Raw genomic sequence first — 13,724 nt, forward strand, 5'->3', positions numbered from 1 at the left:
AACAATACTTTGCATCCACAATCGTATTTGGGCATATTTTAGTCAATCAGTTTATTCAATAACCGTTTCAACATAGGGATCGCGTATGATTGTCGTGGTATTTAATCAAAAAGGTGGGGTGGGAAAATCAACGATTAGTACCAATTTAGCCGCACAAAGCGCGAAATTGGGTCACAAAACGTTATTAGTGGATCTGGATGCCCAAGGTAACAGTACTCACTACACGGGGTTTAACCCCAACGAGAAAAGCCTTTCGGTTGCTGATATGTTCAAACAAGTGGTGGGAATATTTAGAACGGCTAAAAAACCTGCTGAGTTTGTTCATCCAACCCCTTTTGAAAACCTTTACGTCATGCCGTCTTCACCAGCCTTAGCTGATGTAGAGCGAGAACTCGAATCTCGATACAAAATTTTTAAGCTTAAAGATGCACTGAAGGAGTTAAATGGGGAATTCGACCATATTTTTATTGATACACCACCAAATTTTAATTTCTATTCAAAAGCGGCACTTATTGCAGCAGATGGTTTCTGTGTTCCTTTTGATTGTGATGACTTTTCCGCACAAGCTATCGACCACTTACTCGACAATGCAACAGAACTTAAAGAGGACCATAACCCAGAACTTAAGCTATTGGGCATTGTAGTTAATCAATTTAATAGTCAGGCAAAACTGCCTACAGAACTAGTACAATTACTCAAGCAACAAGGGTTGCCAGTGTTAGAAAGCTATATAAGTGCTACGGTGAAGGTGAAAGAGTCTCATTCTAAGCGTGTGCCGCTGCCCTTCTATCTACCAAAGCACAAGGTCACCGGTCAAATAGAAGCATTATTTGAAGCGCTAAACGCAGAGAAAAAGTAATCACTAGAATAATCTAAACATCAATATCAATGTGCTTAAGCCCACCGCCGCTATTGCTTCGCTCTTTGTCTTTCGTGTTCTCTACTGACGCATCAACCACTTCGGTGCGTTTTATGTCTTGATAGTTGTCGCGCTCGTCTTCACTAAGATGCTCAGACTTCTTTGTCTTCTGCACTTTTTTCACCCGCTCATCAGGTTCAATCGGCACTTTGGTGTTACGAGGCAAAATGGGAAACAGTAAATCGTTGCTCATACGCCCTCCTAAAATGTGTAAAGGTTTATATAATTTATCGGCCGAATGGTGCTTAAAATTATGGTTCACAACTAATTCATAACGAATAGTTTTATTATATGTATATTAATTTAGAGTTAATGTAGGAAAAGAGTTCACTTTTGCCTTGCAAATCGATGCTCAAACCGCTAATGTTTCAGCCGTTCGAAATTAGGAATTAGATTCACCAAAATGATTAACTGCGCGGCGAAACATCACCATCACCACAAAGCATAACCTTTCAGGTTCGTGCTGGAAGGTCTATATTTCCTTCCAACGGCGCAGATAGAAAAATTCTCGACCCTCGGAAGGAAACTTCCGGGGGTTTTTCGTTTTAGGCGCAATCAAAAGTTAAAACACAACGTGTAAGGAACGTTTCAATGAGTAACAGCAACAGACTTCGAATTGCCGTACAAAAATCAGGTCGCTTGAGTGATGACAGCATCGCACTTCTTAAAGCTATCGGCATTAAATTGAACATTCGTGATCGCCTGCTGATTGCGCACTCAACGAACGAGCCAATCGATTTACTTCGCGTACGTGACGACGATATTCCAGGTCTAGTGATGGACGGCGTTTGCGACCTTGGTTTCATTGGCGAGAACGAGCTAGAAGAAAAAATGCTTGAACGCAAAGCAGCAGGTAAGCCGTTTGAGTATGAAGTATTGCGTCGTCTAGACTACGGCGGCTGTCGCTTATCAATTGCCGTACCTAATGAGATGGATTACGACGGTATTAAGTCTTTAGAAGGCAAAAAAGTAGCAACCACTTACCCTTACCTTCTTGAGCGCTACTTCAAAGACCAGGGTATTAACGCGAAAGCCGTAATGCTACAGGGCTCAGTAGAAGTTGCGCCGCGTGCTGGTGTCGCTGACGCAATTTGTGACCTGGTATCTACAGGCGCAACCCTTGAAGCAAACGGCCTCATTGAAAAGGATGTCATCTTCCGCAGTAAAGCAGTACTTATCAAACGTACTGACAGCGAACTTAGTGACGAAAAAGTAACACTGGTTAACCGCCTAATGCCTCGTGTCGATGGTGTATTGCTAGCAAAAGAAAGCAAGTACATCATGCTACACGCGCCTAAAGCTTACCTAGAACAGGTTAAGAGCCTACTTCCAGGTGCTGAAAACCCAACGGTGCTTCCACTTGCTGGAAATGAAGAGCAAGTTGCTATCCACGTAGTTTCTACAGAAACCTTGTTCTGGGAAACCATGGAAAAGCTTAAAGCCCTTGGTTGTAGCTCTATTCTTGTAATGCCAATCGAAAAAATGATGGGCTAAAAGGCAGACAATTATGATTACTTGGTCATCTCTCTCGACAAATGAGAAAAAACAGGCGCTAGCCCGCCCGGCTATGGCCAATAGCCAACAGTTAAAGCAAACCGTGGGCGAGATTATCGCCCGCGTTGAAGCAGAAGGTGATGCGGCAGTACTTGATTACACACGGAAATTTGACTGCCCGGATCTAAAAAGCCTTGTGCTTTCGCAAGAGAATATCGATACCCTTGCTGCTAAGGTAACACCTGAAGTCGCAAACGCTATCGACACAGCGTTTAACAATATAAAGACCTTTCACGAAGCGCAAATGCCAAGTGATATTGCGCTGACCACAACGCCTGGCGTCAAATGTGAGCTCCGCTTCACTGCCCTTGACGCAGTAGGTCTGTATATTCCAGGGGGCAGTGCTCCACTTCCCTCAACTGTGCTAATGCTTGGTGTACCCGCGCTAGTGGCAGGTTGTGAAAATAAACTCCTGTGCACACCGCCAAATAAAAAACAACTTATTGCGCCTGAAATTGCCTATGCGGCAAGAAAATGCGGCATTGATAAAGTCTTCTTGTGTGGTGGCGCTCAAGCGGTTGCAGCCATGGCATTGGGTACTGAAACGATTCCTCAGGTCGATAAAATCTTCGGCCCTGGCAATAGCTTTGTTACCGAAGCTAAACAGCAAGTTAGCCAACGTGCTGATGGCGCTGCTATTGATATGCCGGCGGGTCCATCAGAAGTGTTGGTACTTGCTGATGAATTTGCAAACCCTGAATTTGTGGCTGCAGACTTACTTTCCCAAGCCGAACACGGGCCAGATTCACAGGCCATTTTGGTATCCAACAGCGCCACGCTTATTGAAGAGGCAAAAGCTGCGGTTGAACGTCAATTAGCTACGCTGTCTCGCGCTGAAATTGCACGCCCTGCTATGGAAAATGCACGCTATATACTTGCCGATTCCATTGAACAGGCTATTGAAGCAAGCAATGCCTACGCGGCTGAACACTTAATTGTGCAGATTGAGAATGCCCGCGATTATTTACCAAAAATTAAATATGCAGGCTCTATTTTCTTAGGTCCGTGGTCACCTGAATCTGCAGGGGACTATGCGTCAGGCACTAACCACGTGCTGCCCACATACGGCTATGCTAAGAATTACTCTAGCCTTGGGCTTTTGGACTTTATGCGTCGCTACACCATTCAAGAACTAAGTGAAGACGGCATGCGTAATTTAGGCCCTGCGATTATGGCACTAGCGGCAGCGGAAGGGCTAGACGCCCACGAACAAGCTGTTGCACTTCGTATGCAGGCACTTAAGCAGGGAGACGCCTAATGTCGACGCTTATCGATAACCTAATTAACGAAAACTTAGTGCCGCTAAAGCCGTATGAATCGGCGCGCCGCTTGTTTTCAGGTGGTCAAGACTGGCTTAATGCTAACGAATCACCTTATGCTAACGAATATAGTGTAGATAGCAGTAACTTTAACCGCTATCCGTCGTGTCAGCCTGAAGCGGTAGTGAGTGGTTACGCCGATTATGCAGGCCTTGATAAGTCTCAGTTAATCGTTACCCGTGGCGCCGATGAAGGTATTGAACTGCTTATTCGTACTTTCTGTACGCCGGGTAAAGACAAGATTCTTATCTGCCCGCCTACCTACGGTATGTATGCAATCAGCGCTGAAACCTGCGATGTGGGCATTAAAAAAGTGCCGCTTAACGACGACTTTAGCCTTAATGTGAATGCTGTTTGCGCCGAAGAAGACGTGAACGTGATTTTCATCTGTGCGCCAAATAATCCAACCGGTACGCCGGTCGCTCGTGAAGATATTAAGACTGTGCTTAATCACTTTGTTGATAAGGCTTTAGTGGTGGTAGATGAAGCCTATATTGAGTTTGATGCTGACAATACATGGGCAAATGAAATAAACAACTACCCGAACTTAGTGGTACTTCGTACGCTGTCTAAAGCGTTTGCACTTGCCGGTCTTCGCTGTGGTTTTACGCTTGCTCAGGCCCCCGTCATTCAAGCTCTGCTTAAAGTGATAGCGCCCTATCCTATACCAGAGCCAGTGGCACAGATTGCCGCGCAAGCATTATCAGCAGAATCGTTAACGTTACTTGAGCTACAGGTTGCAACGCTTAACCGCGAAAAAGAAGCATTAGCTGAAGCGTTAAGAGCGGTTGAAGGCTTTGAGCTAGTTGGTGACAGGCGAGCAAACTTTATCTTGTTCCGCTACGCGAAAGCGTCTGCGTTAATGCAGTACTTGGTGAGCCAAGGCATGCTAATCCGCGACCAATCAAAACAGCTTAACTTACAAAACTGTTTACGGGTAAGCATAGGCACAGAAGAACAAAATCAGCGTTTAATGCAGTTGATTAACGAATTTAAAAATAGTGAGGATGCGGCATGAGTCAGCAAGCCATTTTATTTATCGACCGCGACGGTACACTTGTTGAAGAGCCTCCGGTAGATAAGCAACTAGATAGTCTTGAAAAGCTGGTTTTCGAGCCGAACGTTATTCCCGCGTTGCTAAAGCTTAAAGCAGCTGGGTTTAAACTCGTTATGGTAAGTAACCAAGACGGGTTGGGCACAGACAGCTTCCCTCAAGAAGACTTTGACAAGCCACACAACGCCATGATGGCGATTTTTGAAAGCCAAGGCGTGGTGTTTGACGATGTGCTTATTTGCCCGCACTTCGATGCTGATAACTGCACATGCCGCAAACCAAAGCTTGGCTTAGTACAAGAATACTTGCAGCAAGGCAAAGTGGATTTTACCCGATCGTTTGTAATTGGTGACAGAATTACCGATGTACAGCTTGCTGAAAACATGGGTATTCGCAGCTTTCAATACAACCGAGAAAGCTTAAATTGGAACGATATTCAGAAAAGTTTGCTTGCATCTTCACGTATTGCTGAGGTGGTACGTACCACCTCTGAAACCGACATTCGCGTTCGCGTAGATTTAGACTCGCAAGCTAAGTCCACAATTAAAACCGGCATGGGCTTTTTTGACCATATGCTTGACCAAATTGCTACCCACGGCGGTTTTGAGCTAACGCTTACGACCGACGGCGACTTGCACATTGACGATCACCACAGCGTGGAAGACACTGCCCTTGCCCTTGGCGAAGCACTTAAAAAGGCACTGGGCGACAAACGTGGTATTGGCCGTTTTGGTTTTGCCTTGCCAATGGATGAGTGCCGTGCGGAATGTATTATGGACATTTCTAACCGCCCTCACCTTAAGTTCGACGCTGAATTTAGTCGTGATCAAGTAGGCGAAATGGCCACTGAAATGGTGCCACACTTCTTCTACTCGATTGCGCAAAGCATGGGTCTTTCGCTGCACCTATCCACCAGCGAAGGTAATGCACACCACCAGGTAGAAAGCTTGTTTAAAGTCTTTGGTCGCGCCCTTCGCCAAGCCATTACGCGCCAAGGTGATGCATTACCAAGCAGTAAAGGAGCACTGTAATGTCAGTGGTAAACACTAGCCAGCGACAAAAAATAGTAATAGTGAATACCGGCTGTGCCAACATCTCATCGGTACGCTTTGCTCTTGAACGCCTAGGTGTTGAAGTAGACGTATCTGACGATGTAGACGTGATTAAAAGCGCTGACAAAGTGTTTTTACCCGGTGTTGGTACCGCAGCAGCGGCTATGGCAAGCATTAAGCAAAAAGCGCTGGTAGAAACCCTTCAGGCGCTAACCCAACCTGTGCTGGGTGTATGTTTAGGCATGCAGCTTATGGTTGAAACTAGTGCTGAGGGTGGTTTTCAAGGCACAGGTAACATCGACTGTTTAAACCTTATGCCAGGTCACGTGGCGCGGATGGAATCTAAAGGCGTGCGCTTACCTCATATGGGCTGGAACACTGTCTCACACAACAACGAAAGTCTGTTCAAAGGCATTCCGCAAGATACCTACTTTTACTTTGTACACAGTTTTGCCGTTCCTGAATACGAGCACACGCTTGCAAGCTGCACTTATGGAAATACGTTCTCTGCGGCCATAAACAAAGATAATTTTTACGGGGTGCAATTCCACCCAGAACGTTCTGGCGAAGCCGGAGCACAACTACTGACTAACTTTGTGAACCTATAATGATTATTCCAGCGATTGATCTTATTGAAGGACATGTAGTCCGCCTTTATCAAGGTGACTACGAGCAAAAAACCCAATACGAACTGGACCCTGTTGACGTGGTTCACGACTATGCTGACCAAGGCGCAACTTGGCTGCACATTGTTGACCTGACGGGCGCTAAAGATACTAGTAAGCGTCAGCTTTCACTGATTAAGTCTATGGTCGACACTAAGCGCATGAAGTTTCAAGCCGGCGGCGGTATTCGTAGCGAAGAAGAAGTAGCACAGTTACTTGAAACTGGCGTAAGCCGCGTAGTAATAGGCTCTTTGGCGGTAAAACAACCTGAGCTAGTAAAGTCTTGGGTAGAAAAGTACGGTCCAGAGCACATCGTTTTAGCTCTTGATATCAATATTAGCGACAGCGGTGAAAAGCTTATTGCTACCCACGGTTGGCAAGAGAATTCTGGCGTTGCTCTTGAAGGCTTGCTTGAAGACTTCGCTACAGTTGGCGCTAAGCACGTGCTATGCACCGATATTAGCCGCGATGGTACACTACAAGGCGCTAACACTGAGCTGTATCAAGAAATGGCAGCCCGTTTCCCTAATGTAAGCTGGCAAGCGTCTGGCGGTATTGGCAGCATTGCTGATATCGAAGCCTTGAAGCCGACTAACGTTGGCGGCGTAATTTTAGGTCGCGCATTACTTGAAGGTAAATTCACGGTGAAGGAGGCTATTGCATGCTGGCAAAGCGCATAATTCCCTGTTTGGATGTACGCGACGGTAAAGTCGTTAAGGGCGTTCAATTTAGAAACCATGAAATTATTGGTGACATCGTGCCACTTGCCGAGCAGTACGCAAAAGCGGGTGCCGACGAGTTGGTATTTTACGATATTACCGCAAGCTCTGACGCCCGAGTGGTAGATAAAAGCTGGGTAAGCCGTATTGCACAGGTTATTGATATACCGTTTTGTGTCGCAGGTGGCATTAAAAGCATTGAAGATGCTGGGCGCATTTTGGAAATGGGTGCGGATAAGATCTCGATTAACTCCCCTGCCCTTAATAACCCTGATCTAATTAATCAGCTGCACGATGTATTCGGTCAGCAGTGTGTAGTAATTGGTATCGACAGTTTCTATAACGAAGCAACCGACCAATACGAAGTATACAAGTTCACAGGTGATGAGAGCCGCACACAGAAAAGCCAGTGGCAAACCATTGACTGGATTAAAGAAGTTCAGTCTCGCGGTGCAGGTGAAATTGTACTTAACTGTATGAACCAAGACGGCGTGCGTAAAGGCTATGATGTGAAGCAGCTTAAGGCCGTGCGCGATGTCTGCGAAGTGCCCCTAATTGCATCGGGTGGTGCAGGCGAAATTGCTCACTTTACTGATGTGTTCCAACAGGCTGATGTAGATGGCGCACTTGCAGCATCGGTATTTCACAAAGGCATCATCAACATTGATGAGCTTAAAGCAAAATTAACCAGCAATGGCGTTGCCATGCGTAAGCGTCACGGATTAACGGCGCAAGCAGAAGGAGTAAACCCGTGATCATTACTAACGAAAACAGCAATAAACTGGCTTGGAATAAAATGGACAACCTGCTGCCTGCGATTGTGCAAGACGCACTATCAGGCAAGGTATTAATGCAGGGTTACATGGACCAAGACGCGCTAGCGAAAACCCTTGATACTGGCAAAGTGACCTTTTTCAGCCGCTCAAAGCAGCGCCTTTGGACCAAGGGTGAAACCTCGGGTAACACGCTAGATTTAGTGAGCGTTGCCTGCGATTGCGACCAAGATTCACTGTTGGTACTAGCCAACCCTAACGGCCCGACATGCCACACTGGTGTTGAAAGCTGTTGGTTTGACGGCAACACACCCGCATTTACCTTTCTTGCAGACTTAGAACGTGTCTTGGCTGCTCGTAAAGATGCCGACCCTAAAAGCAGCTACACCGCAAGCCTTTATAACAAAGGCATCAAGCGCATAGCACAGAAGGTGGGTGAAGAAGGTGTTGAAACCGCGCTAGCGGCTACAGTGCACGACAAAGAAGAGCTTAAAAACGAGGCCGCTGATTTGTTGTATCACCTAACGGTTCTTCTTCAGGCAAGCGATATGTCGTTAAATGATGCACTAAATGTGTTGCGTGAGCGTCATAAGTAATCTGCGTACACGCTAACGTTTTATATAAAATGCCCTAAGTGCGATAAGCGCTAAGGGCATTTTTATTTATTACGTGTTATTTCTCGATTTCCCTTACTACCTGCCCATAAGCTAATAGTGCGAACAGCCCCGTTCCCCCAACGATATTACCCATCAACGTTGCGCCTATTAACGCAGCCGTTTCGGCAATACTGATATGCCCTTGCAGAGCCAATAGAAAGAGTTCAGTAGAGCCTGCTATTACGTGGGTAAAGTTTCCGATGGCAATAAGATAGGTAAAAATAACGATCATCAATATTTGAGAGTGCTTAACTGAAGGCTTCATCCATACAATAGCGGCAATGATAAAGCCAGACGTAATGCCATATGAGAAGGCGTCTGACGGTGATAACTTGGCATAGTGTTCAGATATAGCAGTCATTCCTTCCACCAGCTCTGATGGAACCGCTTGTAGGGTATAGCTGAAAAAGGCGGCTAAGAAGGTGCCCACCATGTTTGCGGCGAAAACGATAGTCCATAGTCGCGCAATGCACACACCCATATTAAAGGATGGCTTACTTAGCAAGGGCAAAATAACTGACAGTGTATTTTCAGTAAATAGCTGTAACCGACCTACTATAACCAGTACAAAGCCCACCGTATAACCTAAATTCTCTATCACAAACTGATAAGGAGAACCGGAAAAGAGGTGATGTAGGATCCCCTCAGCCAGAATAGACAACGAAATTCCAATACCCGCCGCGACCCCAGACCACCACAGCGACATCATGGGCCGCTGAAGCTCTTCCAGACCTTCTCGATGCACAATTGCGTATAAAGAGACAGAGTTTAAACTTTGATTATTTTGAACATCCTTTTCTTCAGTATGACTAAGCGCAACATCCTGTTCTCGACGCCCAGACTCCTTCTTTTTCTCAGTCACTTATGCCTCCGTAACGCTTTTTTTAAACTTCTAAACTTCTTTCAATTGTTTGCAATATCGAAACAGTAGATGAGCTATTGCACGACGATATTGATTACACTGGTGCGTGTTCTTATACAGGTACGTCGATTTCGCACCTTTTCGGTCATATTAATTACACTCTTTAGAAGTTCGTACTTAAAAAAACTAAGATAGAAGTACTAGAGGTGAGGCGATTCTGAACAGGCAAAGACACAGTTACTTACATTTTTCAAACCGGTAAGTTGAACGAATGGGTTAAATTGACCTCTATATTCAATGAAAGATGAGACTTCAAAAGTCTTTGCATGATTTTGTCAGATGCGAATAGCGAGCACTCGATTTTGAAAAATATTAAACAAAGCGTAAAAAACAACCTGCCTTTTATCTTATTGATCGTCTTGCTTTTCTCGTTTAGAAGCAGCGTGGCCGACTGGTATCATGTTCCCACGGGCTCTATGGAGCCAACTATTATGGTCGGGGACCGAGTGGTGGTAGATAAATCAGCATACACGCTAGAGCTTCCCTTTACCGATGTTGTAATTGCTAGAACTGATGATATTAGACGCGGTGATATCGTGATTATCGACAGCAGCGCAGCTAACACAAGGCTTATTAAAAGAGTCGTTGCCGTCGAAGGCGACAAGGTCGCGTTAAACAATAATGTGCTCTTTATTAACGGTGAGAAAGCGGCGTTAACCCCCACAAATGAGCAGGTTTATTCTGAAGACATTCTAGGTCATAACCGCACTATAGCGCTTAACCCAATACCAAGCCCTGCAAAGAGTTTTAATATGGTCACTGTGCCCAAGGCTCATGTCCTCGCTATGGGTGATAACAGAAACAATAGTGTCGATTCCCGCTACTATGGGTTCATTCCAGTTGAAGAGATTCAAGGTAAGGCGACATCTGTTGCATTTTCTTTAGACACGCATGATATGTATTTACCGAGAAGAGACAGAGTTTTTGTGGCACTTCAATAAAGCTGTTCAAGTTCAGTATTCATTGCGTTTTGAAAGCGACCTTTACTCACGTTCAAATTTTCATCATAAAAAGACTGGTCAGATCTGCGAAAACGAGTGGTCGCGGATATCTCACGAAAAAAAATGAGTTATCCCCCCACCTAGCATATTAAAAACCATACGTTTGTATGGACAAATTATTTCTTAATTAAACCAAATCAGTAGCACTCGGCGATCACCCTTCAGCTCTCCGCCTTTCGAGATTTAAACCCGTTAAGATCACTTCATTTAGTCAAGCATAACACTAAAAAGTAAGTCTTTATTTACACACCTTGCAACCAAGTGTCACATTTTTCCTATTTTTCCCTATTGCAACTTTAGTATAAGGAATGCTATTCATAATTTTGCAGCATAACTATGTTGCAGAGACACACAACAAGTAAGATGGACAATAAGGAAATAATAATGAAACAAGGTCGTAAAGTAAGTGCAATTGCAGTGGGATTAGCACTTTCAGGATTAACTTCTCTTTCTCCTGCGTATGCACAGCAAGCTGACGAAGAATCAGCTAACCTCGAACGAATTGCGGTCACCGGTTCTCGTATTAAGCGCACAGATATGGAAGGCCCTTCTCCCATTCAATCAATTGATGCAACCATGATTGAAGGCATGGGCTATGAAAATTTACAGCAGCTATTAGAAAGAATGCCAGCAACCGGTGCAGGTACCTTCTCAACTCGTAACAATAGCCAAGATTCTACTGCGAATGGTGCTGCAGCAGTATCGCTTCGCGGTATGGGCCCCGACGCGACGCTGGTACTAATTAACGGTCGCCGTGTAGCAATTAGCGCATTTGCAGAAAGCATCACGAATTCATTTGTTGATATTAACTCTATTCCAGTGTCTGCCATTGAGCGCATTGATATTTTAAAAGACGGTGCATCGGCGATTTATGGTTCAGACGCGGTAGCAGGTGTAGTTAACGTTGTGCTTAAGAAAGACTATGAAGGTCTTGAAATTAACGCCGGTTACGGTGGCACTACAGGACCAAGCTATGATGAAACCACTGCGAGCATTTTGTGGGGCTCTCAAAGCGAAAAAAGCAGTGCTACTGTTATTATCGACTACTTTAACAACAGCACGCTAGGCGCTGATGAAATGGGTCGTTATGGTACAGCAAATCAATCACCTTATGGCGGCATGGATTTTCGCTCTTCCCGTGGTTACCCTGGCTACTTTTATGTAGATGGTGTTAAAACCATCGACCCAGATTGTCCTGAAGATAGCGCTACGGCGTCTGGCAGTTGCCTGTTCGACTACGGTCCTTTTGGCCTAGTGGTTCCGTCCTCTGAGCGCGTAGGTTTTATCGGTCAATTTGATTACAAAATTGGCGATGAAACCACAGCGTTTATGGAAGTGGCTATGCAGCACAATACGTCTGAAGCAGGCGGCGCAGCAACCCCACTTGATGAAGACGCGGGTTTAACCGTTCCAGGCACTCACCCTGATAATCCTTTTGGTCAAGATATCGAAATTGGCCGCTACCGCCCTGTTGACGCTGGCGCTCGTCGTTGGGACATTGAGTCTGATACCCTACGTCTTGTCGCGGGTCTTCGCGGTACATTCAACGACTATGATTGGGAAGCGTCGGTACAAAAAGGTCGCAGCCGTTCAGAGCAAAGCGGTGATCAATCACAAGGCTGGGTTCGCGTTGACTGGTTACAAGAGCAAATCGACCTTGGCAACTACAACCCGTTTGGTGGCGTTACTAACCCACAAAGTGTAATTGACGACATTACCACTAGTCTTGTGCGTCGCGGCGAATCTCGCATGACAAGCGTCGATGCACACATTACGGGCGAAGCCTTTGAATTTGGTGATGACGTTGTCATGATGGCTGCGGGCGTGGAGTACCGTGAAGAACAAGTGTCTGACGTACCAGACGTACAGTTCCAACGCGGTTTAATATTTGGTACTGAGTCTGTGTCAGCTTCAGCAGAACGCGACCAGTATGCTGCGTATCTAGAGCTTTCAATTCCGTTGGCTGAAGAGCTAGAACTTCAATTAGCTGGCCGCTACGACCACTACAGTGACTTTGGCAGCACAACCAACCCTAAAATTGCGTTACGCTGGGCGCCGAGCGACGAAGTAACCGTACGCGGCTCTTGGGCACAAGGCTTTAGAGCACCGTCTCTTGCACAAGTTGGCCTTGGTCCATCGCAGAAAAGCGTATTTTTTGTAGACCAATATCGCTGTGAAGCTACAGGTCAAGATTGTGAATCGCTAGATTACAACATCGAGTTTGCGGGTAACCCTGACCTAGATGCAGAAGAATCAGAGTCATGGAACGTGGGTGTTATCTATGCACCTATTCAAGAGCTTGGTTTGAGCATTGACGTTTGGAGCATCACCCAAGACAACAAAATTGACGAGCAGCAGTTTGGTTTGGTTTACAATGCCGAGTGTAATAACCAAGACAGTACAATCTGTGTTCGTTTAGACCCTCAGGAGGGTGAGTCACTAGGTGTTATTCAGAAAATTTTCAACACCTACCAAAACGTGTCGTCACAAGAAGCCTCTGGTGTAGATTTCAGTGCTAATTACAGCATGGAACTTCAAGAGTACGGTAACGTGCGCTTTAACCTAGACTGGTCATATATGGACGAGTTTGAAAAAGACGGTCTGGAATACACGGGCGAATACGGTTACCCGGAGCATCGTTGGTTGTTCGGTACAACGTGGTCTAAAGGTTCGTTTGACGCTAACTTAAACATTAGCTTTATTGGTGAATTTGAAGACACGCCTGACATTGACTTCGACGGAGTATTAGACTTTGAAGAAAATACGTCTAGAACAGTAGATTCGCAAATGTTGGTGGACTTGCAGTTTGGTTACAACTACAGCGACAATCTTCGCTTAGTAATCGGTTCTAACAACTTGCTTGATGAAGAGCCTCCATTTGCTATTGGTGATGGTGATAGCGACCTTTACGGTTACGTAGGTAGCGTGCACAATCCTCGTGGCCGCTTTGTTTACTCTAAACTAACTTACCGCTTCTAAAGGCTTGTAAAACGACTAAGCGCTCAATGGTATTACTTTACATTACTGTGCCTTGAGCGCTTTTTTAACGTCGATTAAATTGCCCTAAAACAGCAAGTATTCAATTAGAAC

The 13,724-nt window shown here is 45.4% G+C and carries 13 protein-coding genes and 1 other annotated feature; of the genes, 11 read left to right on the top strand and 2 right to left on the bottom strand.

The window, feature by feature from the left end; translation table 11 throughout:
• Positions 1-85 precede the first annotated feature (85 nt).
• A complete protein-coding gene (locus ACXAGK_RS17000; protein WP_474857142.1) occupies positions 86-859 on the top strand; it encodes a ParA family protein in 774 nt (257 codons plus the stop codon).
• A 13-nt stretch (positions 860-872) separates the two neighbouring features.
• On the opposite strand, the gene ACXAGK_RS17005 is transcribed toward ACXAGK_RS17000, so the two are convergent.
• The gene (locus ACXAGK_RS17005) at positions 873-1,112 is read right to left on the bottom strand and encodes a hypothetical protein (protein WP_474805895.1); all 240 of its coding nucleotides are present in this window, start codon (positions 1,110-1,112) and stop codon (positions 873-875) included.
• A gap of 230 nt (positions 1,113-1,342) precedes the next feature.
• Positions 1,343-1,460: a sequence feature (His leader region), on the top strand.
• A 50-nt stretch (positions 1,461-1,510) separates the two neighbouring features.
• Between ACXAGK_RS17005 and hisG the strand changes: the two genes are divergently transcribed.
• The 8 genes from hisG to hisIE are packed head-to-tail and all read left to right on the top strand — an operon-like array spanning position 1,511 to position 8,651.
• Positions 1,511-2,413: an ATP phosphoribosyltransferase gene (gene hisG / locus ACXAGK_RS17010; protein ID WP_474857143.1), complete on the top strand. Its 903-nt coding sequence runs from the start codon at positions 1,511-1,513 to the stop codon at positions 2,411-2,413.
• A gap of 13 nt (positions 2,414-2,426) precedes the next feature.
• Entirely contained in the window at positions 2,427-3,731 is a 1,305-nt protein-coding gene (gene hisD, locus ACXAGK_RS17015) for a histidinol dehydrogenase (RefSeq protein WP_474857144.1), read from the top strand.
• A complete protein-coding gene (gene hisC / locus ACXAGK_RS17020; protein WP_474857145.1) occupies positions 3,731-4,810 on the top strand; it encodes a histidinol-phosphate transaminase in 1,080 nt (359 codons plus the stop codon). Before hisD ends, hisC begins: the two co-directional genes overlap by 1 nt.
• Positions 4,807-5,877, top strand: coding sequence for a bifunctional histidinol-phosphatase/imidazoleglycerol-phosphate dehydratase HisB (hisB, locus tag ACXAGK_RS17025; RefSeq protein WP_474857146.1), 1,071 nt, complete (start codon positions 4,807-4,809; stop codon positions 5,875-5,877). Before hisC ends, hisB begins: the two co-directional genes overlap by 4 nt.
• On the top strand, positions 5,877-6,506 hold the full coding sequence (gene hisH / locus ACXAGK_RS17030) for an imidazole glycerol phosphate synthase subunit HisH (RefSeq protein WP_474857147.1): 630 nt from the start codon (positions 5,877-5,879) through the stop codon (positions 6,504-6,506). The genes hisB and hisH overlap by 1 nt, the downstream gene beginning before the upstream one ends.
• Positions 6,506-7,243, top strand: coding sequence for a 1-(5-phosphoribosyl)-5-[(5-phosphoribosylamino)methylideneamino]imidazole-4-carboxamide isomerase (gene hisA, locus ACXAGK_RS17035; protein WP_179983944.1), 738 nt, complete (start codon positions 6,506-6,508; stop codon positions 7,241-7,243). The genes hisH and hisA overlap by 1 nt, the downstream gene beginning before the upstream one ends.
• Positions 7,225-8,037, top strand: a complete 813-nt coding sequence (gene hisF, locus ACXAGK_RS17040; protein WP_474857148.1) for an imidazole glycerol phosphate synthase subunit HisF — start codon at positions 7,225-7,227, stop codon at positions 8,035-8,037. The genes hisA and hisF overlap by 19 nt, the downstream gene beginning before the upstream one ends.
• Positions 8,034-8,651 (top strand): bifunctional phosphoribosyl-AMP cyclohydrolase/phosphoribosyl-ATP diphosphatase HisIE, encoded by a 618-nt coding sequence (hisIE, locus tag ACXAGK_RS17045; protein ID WP_474857149.1) that lies wholly within the window; start codon positions 8,034-8,036, stop codon positions 8,649-8,651. Before hisF ends, hisIE begins: the two co-directional genes overlap by 4 nt.
• Positions 8,652-8,727: 76 nt before the next feature.
• Here hisIE and ACXAGK_RS17050 read toward each other — a convergent pair whose 3' ends face one another.
• Positions 8,728-9,573, bottom strand: a complete 846-nt coding sequence (locus tag ACXAGK_RS17050) for a formate/nitrite transporter family protein (protein ID WP_474857150.1) — start codon at positions 9,571-9,573, stop codon at positions 8,728-8,730.
• Positions 9,574-9,899: 326 nt separating this feature from the next.
• Between ACXAGK_RS17050 and lepB the strand changes: the two genes are divergently transcribed.
• Both lepB and ACXAGK_RS17060 read left to right on the top strand, forming a co-directional pair.
• Positions 9,900-10,574, top strand: coding sequence for a signal peptidase I (gene lepB / locus ACXAGK_RS17055; RefSeq protein ID WP_474857151.1), 675 nt, complete (start codon positions 9,900-9,902; stop codon positions 10,572-10,574).
• A 444-nt stretch (positions 10,575-11,018) separates the two neighbouring features.
• Positions 11,019-13,613: a TonB-dependent receptor gene (locus ACXAGK_RS17060; protein WP_474857152.1), complete on the top strand. Its 2,595-nt coding sequence runs from the start codon at positions 11,019-11,021 to the stop codon at positions 13,611-13,613.
• The last annotated feature ends 111 nt before the right edge of the window (positions 13,614-13,724 follow it).

It is taken from the genome of Alteromonas sp. ABM1_013 (assembly GCF_056160505.1).